Source organism: Bacillus sp. ISL-39 (assembly GCF_018613295.1).
Classification (GTDB): domain Bacteria; phylum Bacillota; class Bacilli; order Bacillales; family Cytobacillaceae; genus Mesobacillus.
Map to the genome: position 1 here is coordinate 205,433 of NZ_JAGGQM010000011.1, position 6,122 is coordinate 211,554.

The following is a 6,122-nucleotide window of genomic DNA, read 5'->3' on the forward strand; positions in this document are numbered from 1 at the left end:
CAGGGGAAACTTATGGGATTGATTGTACAGAAATTTGGCGGAACATCGGTTGGCAATGTCGAAAGGATCAGGAACGCTGCCAGCAGGACAGCGGAAGAACTGCAGAACGGAAATAATGTGGTCGTTGTCGTATCAGCAATGGGCAAGACGACAGACCATCTTGTCGACATGGCGAATGATATTTCCAGCGCGCCATCAAAAAGAGAGATGGATATGCTGTTGACGACAGGAGAGCAAATTACAATCGCACTTTTTTCAATGGCACTAGCGCAAAATGGCATTGACGCAGTTTCCTATACAGGCTGGCAGGCAGGGATCAAAACTGAACCTGTCCATGGGAACGCAAGGATTGTTGATATCGAGACAGACAGGATTGCTAAAGATTTAGAAAGTGGCAAGGTGGTCATTGTCGCGGGATTCCAGGGAGTTACGGATGATGGTCAAATCACCACACTTGGCCGCGGCGGTTCAGATACCACGGCAGTAGCCCTTGCGGCAGCTCTGAAGGCTGATAAATGCGATATCTATACCGATGTGACCGGCGTGTTCACGACCGATCCAAGATATGTGAAAAGCGCGAGGAAATTGCTGAGCGTTTCCTATGATGAAATGTTAGAGCTGGCCAATCTGGGGGCAGGCGTGCTTCACCCGCGTGCGGTGGAATTCGCGAAAAACTATGGATTGCCGCTTGAAGTAAGATCCAGTATGGAAAAAGAAAGAGGCACGATCATCGAGGAGGAGAATGAAATGGAACAGAATTTAATCGTACGCGGAGTAGCGTTTGAAGACCAAATCACGAGAGTATCAGTCCTTGGAGTAAGCACTTCATTAAAAGGACTTTCAACTATATTCACAACACTTGCACAGAACCACATCAATGTCGACATCATCGTCCAGAGCCGTACAGAAGCAGGGTTAGCGAATATTTCGTTCTCCATTAAGAGTAACGACCTCCCGGAGGCATTGGACGTATTGGAACGCAATAAAGAAACATTGAACTATCAGGCGGTCGAATCCGAAACCGGCCTTGCAAAGGTGTCGATTGTGGGTTCGGGAATGGTTTCAAATCCAGGGGTAGCCGCCAAAATGTTTGAAGTCCTTGAAGGACACGGTATCCAGGTGAAGATGGTAAGCACATCCGAAATCAAAGTCTCTACCGTAGTTGATGAAAAACAAATGGTAAGCGCAGTAGAATCATTGCATGAAGCATTTGAGCTATACTCCGGAGCTGTTAAGACGAATTAAGAGAGTCGCTGAAGAAGCCTTCCTGGTGTGAGCAGTATCGGGAAAGCTTTTATCAATCATGCTATGTAATCGTTAAAGAGATTCTCAGAGATTTATTCTTATATTAGTGATTATGACGGATAAATAGGAGAAGTGGGGGGAATCCGCACATTAAAGCGGTTAATGTGCGGATAAAAGGAAAAAGCGAAGAAATATCGTCACATAAAAGCGGTTAATGTGCGGATAAAAAGGAAAAACACAGGATGATCGTCACATTCATTAGGTTGATGTGGGCAAAGGCGAAAACGCGGCAACTGTGGAATGGATAAGAAAAGGCAGGGGAAGATATCAGAATTTTCAGGGGCACAGCAAGGGTATCGCTGTGCCCATGTCATAATAAACTACTACTCAATCAAATCATTCTTGTCCCACTTAACCGTAAACTGGATTTTCGATGATTTTTTATTGGGGTGTTCGAAGGCTTCGGCTGTTACTTTTTTCTGTTGTTCCATTTGCTGGGCAATGAAACCTGCTTCTAGCTGGAATGTGGTGTTTGGGTTGTTTTTCAATCGGGAGGAAATGAGCTCGCTTCCAAGGACAAGCACCATTTCTCTTCGGGATTCTTCTTTGATGGTTAGCGTTCCCCAGCCGGCATCCTGGAAAAAACGGATGGTTTCGTCAAGGGTTGATAATGGATATTTCCGGGCGAGGCGTTTTCCGGCCCAATACAGGATTTCTGGTGTATCTTTGCCGAGCAATTCCGGCAGGAGGACTTCCCTGACCAGTTCATAACCGAATGCAGGGACAGCCAGTGGCGCGCTCTCTGTTTTTTGCTCTGAAGTAGTTATTTCACTCATGTTCTCCCCTCTTTCTATCACTCTATTATAAACAATTTGCCGCGAAAACAACCTGTGTTCATTAAATTAAAAGTGTTAAATTTTGCATGGCATAAGAAATTCTATAAAATTTTTCCATGTTTATACCATACCCGAAACTTTCTTAATCAAAAATTATTGCATCGGGAAATTTTTATAAGTCGTATCCATTAGGCAATAGTATTATTTTAATATACTCTTTAATGCGTTGGAATAATTAGAAAGAGGGATTTTTACAATATCAATATATTTAAAAAATTTTATTTATATAAGCATTTTTATGTATCCGTTTTCTTGACGCTCTATTATGATGGGAGTAAAATGAACATGTCACATAATTGTAAGAAATGCTTATTTTTTTGATGTTAGGTTGGATCATTCTGTTAGATTAATAGGGATGGGGAGAGAAACCGGAACATCACGGCCAAATTTCAGGGGGGTATACTTATGGCAGGTAGACAAGAGTTTTATTGGCGGAGGCTGCATTCTTTGCTGGGCGTCATTCCAGTAGGTCTTTTCCTAATGCAGCACCTTGTAGTCAACCATTTCGCTACAGGGGGAGAAGAATCATTCAATAACGCAGCACATTTTATGGAGCAGTTGCCTTTCAGGTACTTTTTAGAAATTTTCATTATCTTCTTACCATTATTATTCCATGCAATTTACGGTCTTTATATTGCTTTTACGGCAAAAAACAATATAGGCCAATATAGCTATTTCAGAAACTGGATGTTCATGCTTCAGCGTGTGTCCGGTGTGATTACTTTGATTTTCGTAGCTTGGCATGTATGGGAAACTCGTATCGCCGCAGCATTTGGTGCAGAAGTTAACTTCCAGATGATGGAGACAATCCTTTCCTCTCCATTCATGCTTTGGTTCTATTTAATCGGTGTCATCTCTACGACTTTCCACTTTGCGAACGGATTATGGTCATTCTTCGTAAGCTGGGGAATCACTGTAACACCACGTTCTCAAGTGATTTCCACTTACGTCACTATCGGAGTTTTCATTGCGCTTTCCATTGTAGGTGTCCGCGCAATCCTGGCATTTGTATAAGTCATTTTCCAGTGCTTCAGTCCGGAGCTTTGGCTGGAAAAAAGAACAACTATTGATCGGATATGAAAGACAGACATGGATTTAAGGGAGTGAGTCACGATGAGTAAAGGTAAGGTGATCGTAGTCGGCGGCGGTTTGGCCGGCTTAATGGCTACAATAAAAGTTGCAGAAACAGGAACTCCTGTTGAACTGTTTTCTCTTGTGCCGGTAAAACGTTCCCACTCTGTATGTGCACAGGGCGGAATCAACGGTGCAGTAAATACTAAAGGTGAAGGTGACTCTCCATGGGAGCACTTTGATGATACAGTATACGGCGGAGACTTCCTGGCGAACCAGCCGCCTGTAAAAGCGATGGCTGAAGCAGCACCTGGAATCATCCACCTTCTTGACCGTATGGGTGTAATGTTCAACCGTACACCGGAAGGCTTGCTTGATTTCCGCCGCTTTGGAGGCACGCAGCACCACCGTACAGCATTTGCGGGTGCGACAACTGGACAGCAGCTTCTATATGCTTTGGATGAGCAGGTTCGCCGCCATGAAGTGGCTGGTTTGGTTACAAAGTATGAAGGATGGGAATTCCTCGGAATAGTTAAGGATGAGGAAGGCGTGTGCCGCGGTGTCGTAGCACAGAACCTGACTTCAATGGAAATCAAATCATTTGCTGCTGATGCTGTAATTATGGCTACGGGTGGTCCTGGTATCATTTTCGGTAAAACAACGAACTCAGTTATCAATACTGGTTCAGCTGCTGCGATCGTTTATCAGCAGGGAGGTTATTACGCTAACGGGGAATTCATCCAGATTCACCCTACTGCAATCCCGGGAGATGACAAGCTTCGTCTGATGAGTGAATCTGCCCGTGGTGAAGGTGGACGAGTTTGGACGTACAAAGATGGCAAGCCATGGTACTTCCTTGAAGAGAAGTATCCTGCTTATGGAAACCTTGTGCCGCGTGACATTGCTACACGTGAAATCTTTGACGTTTGCGTAAGCCAGAAGCTTGGCATCAACGGCGAGAACATGGTTTACCTCGATCTATCACACAAGGATCCGAAAGAGCTTGATATCAAGCTTGGCGGTATCATCGAAATCTATGAGAAATTCATGGGTGATGACCCAAGAAAAGTTCCTATGAAAATATTCCCTGCCGTTCACTATTCTATGGGTGGACTTTGGGTTGACTATGATCAAATGACAAATATTCCAGGCCTGTTTGCTGCAGGTGAGGTTGATTATTCTCAGCACGGTGCGAACCGTCTTGGTGCCAACTCATTGTTGTCAGCAATCTACGGCGGTATGGTTGCAGGTCCAAACGCAATCCGTTACATTAACGGCCTTGAAAAGAGCTCAGATGCTATTTCTTCAGCACTTTACGATGATGCTGTCAAGATGGAGCAGGAGAAGTGGGACAATGTCATGTCACTGGATGGAACAGAGAATGCATATGTCCTTCACAAAGAGCTTGGCGAGTGGATGACAGACAATGTAACTGTAGTTCGCTACAATGATAGACTTCAGAAAACAGACGAAAAGATCGTCGAGTTGATGGAGCGATATAAAAATATCAATATCAATGATACTGCTAAATGGAGCAACCAGGGTGCTGTGTTCACACGCCAGCTTCAAAACATGCTCCAGCTTGCACGTGTTATCACAATCGGTGCTTATAACCGTAATGAAAGCCGTGGGGCACACTATAAACCAGAATTCCCTGATCGTAATGACGAGGACTTCTTGAAAACAACTATGGCGAAGTTTGTTGATGCAAACTCTGCGCCAGCTTTCCATTATGAAGAAGTTGATACTTCATTAATCCAACCGCGTAAGCGCGATTATTCTAAGAAGAAAGGGGAGTAATAGAGCATGTCAGAGAAAAAAACTGTCCGTTTTATCATCAGCCGCCAGGATACTCCTGATTCAGCCCCTTATCAGGAAGAGTTCGAACTTGATTACCGTCCAAATATGAACGTCATTTCCGCGCTAATGGAAATTCGTCGTAATCCTGTAAATACAAAAGGTGAAGCCACTACCCCAATTTCCTGGGATATGAACTGCCTTGAAGAGGTATGTGGTGCGTGTTCAATGGTCATCAATGGACGCCCGCGCCAGTCATGTTCTGCGCTCGTTGACCAGCTTGAGCAGCCAATCAGGCTTGAACCTATGAGAACATTCCCGGTTGTCCGTGACCTTCAGGTTGACCGCAGCCGCATGTTCGACTCATTGAAGCGCGTCAAGGCATGGGTTCCTATTGATGGTACTTACGACCTTGGACCTGGTCCACGTATGCCGGAGAAAAAGCGTCAGTGGGCTTATGAACTTTCGAAGTGTATGACTTGCGGCGTTTGCCTTGAGGCTTGCCCTAATGTAAACGACAAGTCAGATTTCATCGGGCCGCAGCCATTATCACAGGTTCGTCTCTTCAACGCCCACCCAACTGGTGCTTTGAACAAAGGCGAGCGTCTTGAAACAATCATGGGAGACGGCGGACTTGCGAACTGCGGTAACTCACAGAACTGCGTTCAGTCTTGCCCTAAAGGAATTCCATTGACTACATCAATCGCAGCCTTGAATCGTGATACAACATTCCAGTCATTCAAGAACTTCTTCGGAAGCGATCAAGTATAAAGAAGCGTAAGCGCCTTGTCCAACCCCGACAAGCGCTGGAGGGCCGACCGGTGAAGTCGTTCTTTGACTTCATTGGGCGGACCGAAACCGAAAAGTATAGCCGACTGCCCAGACACGCAGAAACTGGAGACTCCGACCCTTCCGGCGGAGTTGAAGTTTCGGAGTTTCTAGGAGGCGACACTAGACAAACGTCTCGAGGAGTTAGGAGCCGCAGCTAGACAAGCGACTCGAGCTGCTCAAAGCTAACGCTTCTCGCAAGATACTCGAGGAAACACTCTCAGGGATGAAAACTGGCTAGGCGCTGGAACTAGACAATGGAAAAAAGCCCGATAATTCCGGGCT

General features: G+C 45.3%; 5 protein-coding genes. 4 read left to right on the plus strand and 1 reads right to left on the minus strand.

What is annotated here, in order from left to right; all coding sequences use genetic code 11:
• Window positions 1–12 precede the first annotated feature (12 nt).
• Entirely contained in the window at window positions 13–1,245 is a 1,233-nt protein-coding gene (locus tag J7E37_RS11410) for an aspartate kinase (protein ID WP_215023960.1), read from the plus strand.
• Between the two features lie 383 nt (window positions 1,246–1,628).
• Here J7E37_RS11410 and J7E37_RS11415 read toward each other — a convergent pair whose 3' ends face one another.
• Window positions 1,629–2,081, minus strand: coding sequence for a YslB family protein (locus J7E37_RS11415; RefSeq protein ID WP_214777877.1), 453 nt, complete (start codon window positions 2,079–2,081; stop codon window positions 1,629–1,631).
• A gap of 465 nt (window positions 2,082–2,546) precedes the next feature.
• Here J7E37_RS11415 and J7E37_RS11420 point away from each other — a divergent pair, with 465 nt between their 5' ends.
• The 3 genes from J7E37_RS11420 to sdhB all read left to right on the plus strand — a co-directional run bounded on the left by J7E37_RS11420 (window position 2,547) and on the right by sdhB (window position 5,780).
• Window positions 2,547–3,155, plus strand: a complete 609-nt coding sequence (locus J7E37_RS11420) for a succinate dehydrogenase cytochrome b558 subunit (RefSeq protein WP_214777879.1) — start codon at window positions 2,547–2,549, stop codon at window positions 3,153–3,155.
• 99 nt (window positions 3,156–3,254) lie between these two features.
• Window positions 3,255–5,012, plus strand: coding sequence for a succinate dehydrogenase flavoprotein subunit (sdhA, locus tag J7E37_RS11425; protein ID WP_215023962.1), 1,758 nt, complete (start codon window positions 3,255–3,257; stop codon window positions 5,010–5,012).
• A gap of 6 nt (window positions 5,013–5,018) precedes the next feature.
• Entirely contained in the window at window positions 5,019–5,780 is a 762-nt protein-coding gene (gene sdhB, locus J7E37_RS11430) for a succinate dehydrogenase iron-sulfur subunit (RefSeq protein ID WP_192471469.1), read from the plus strand.
• Window positions 5,781–6,122 lie beyond the last annotated feature (342 nt).